Annotated in this window: 2 protein-coding genes; both read left to right on the forward strand. The window is 48.1% G+C overall.

What is annotated here, in order from left to right; translation table 11 throughout:
• A partial coding sequence (gene tnpB, locus BO225_RS00190; RefSeq protein WP_076340293.1) for an IS66 family insertion sequence element accessory protein TnpB occupies window positions 1-251 on the forward strand: 251 nt, incomplete at its 5' end.
• Window positions 252-316: 65 nt separating this feature from the next.
• A partial coding sequence (tnpC, locus tag BO225_RS00195) for an IS66 family transposase (RefSeq protein ID WP_143356711.1) occupies window positions 317-1,342 on the forward strand: 1,026 nt, incomplete at its 3' end.

The raw sequence follows: 1,342 nt of genomic DNA on the forward strand, positions 1-1,342 counted from the left end.
AGCTCGATCCTTTCGAGAACAGTCTCTTTCTTTTCTGCGGTCGGAAAACATCCTCGATCAAGGGGATCCTTTGGGAAGAGGACGGATTTCTTCTTCTTGCGAAGCGTCTTGACGAAGGAAAGTTCCAATGGCCCAAAAACAATGACGAAGTGCTTCTTCTCAGCGAACAGCAGCTGAGATGGCTTCTCGAAGGTCTGGGGATCGAGCAGAAATGTTCGATCCGAAAAAGACGGGCGACAAAGATAATGTAATCAAAAAAGCTTTATATAAAGGGGAATTTGTTTATTTCCCTTCTTTTTTGTGGTATAATTGAATTATGGAAAAGGAAAAACAAACGACGGCCGAAGTGGATAAAGAACAGCTCGAAAAGATGATCAAAGCCATAGAGGATTTGACTGTTCGGATCGAAGAGCTGAACAAAACGATCAAACACAAGGACGCGATTATTGAAAAGCTTCAGCGGATGCTTTTCGGAAAAAAGAGCGAAAAGGCAAGACATGCGGAAATGATGGCCAACATGCCTACGCTCTTCGATCTCGAATATCCGGAAGAAAGTCCTTCTTCTGCTCGTGCTCTCCAGAACATTCAGTATTCCAGAAAAAAACGCTGCTGGAACAAAGACGATCTGGGCGATGTCGAAAGAACCAAGATCGTGATCGAAGCTGCAGAGGAAGAAAAGAAGTGCCCATGGTGCGGCAAAGAAATGGAGAAGATCGGCGAAGAAAAGGTGAGGACGCGGGTAATCATAGAAGAGCCGAAAATCCGTATCGAAGAGATCTATACCGAAACGGACGTCTGTCCCTCCTGCAGACAGGATGGAGAAGACGTGCTTTTCAAAACCGAAGCCCCTCTTCCCGTCATTCCGCATTCTTTTGCGAGCGCGGAAGCGATCGCTCATGTAGCCAACGAGCGTTTTGTCAAAAGCGTACCCTACAACCGGCAGGAGAAGGAGTGGAAATGGCTGGGTCTCTCCGTCAGCCGGAGAACGATGTCCAACTGGATCATGGCGGTCTCCGAACTCTATCTTGAACCTGTCGTTCTCAAGATGAGAGAACATCTTCTGAAAGAAGAACTGTGCCACTGCGACGAGACCCCGATCCAGGTGCTCCGCGAAGAAGGGAGAAAGAACACTTCCAAATCGTGGATGTGGGTCTACAGCTCAGCGGCTGTTTCTCGAAAGCCGATCCGGATCTTTCAATACGCTCCCGGAAGAGGAAGCCGATATCCGAAAGCGTTCCTGGAAGGTTTTGAAGGATTTCTGGTAACCGATGGATATGGAGGCTACAGCCAGATCGAGAACACAAAACGAGCATTGTGCTGGGCGCATGTCCGCCGGAAGTTT

The organism is Dubosiella newyorkensis, from assembly GCF_001945605.1.
GTDB classification, from domain to species: domain Bacteria; phylum Bacillota_I; class Bacilli_A; order Erysipelotrichales; family Erysipelotrichaceae; genus Dubosiella; species Dubosiella newyorkensis.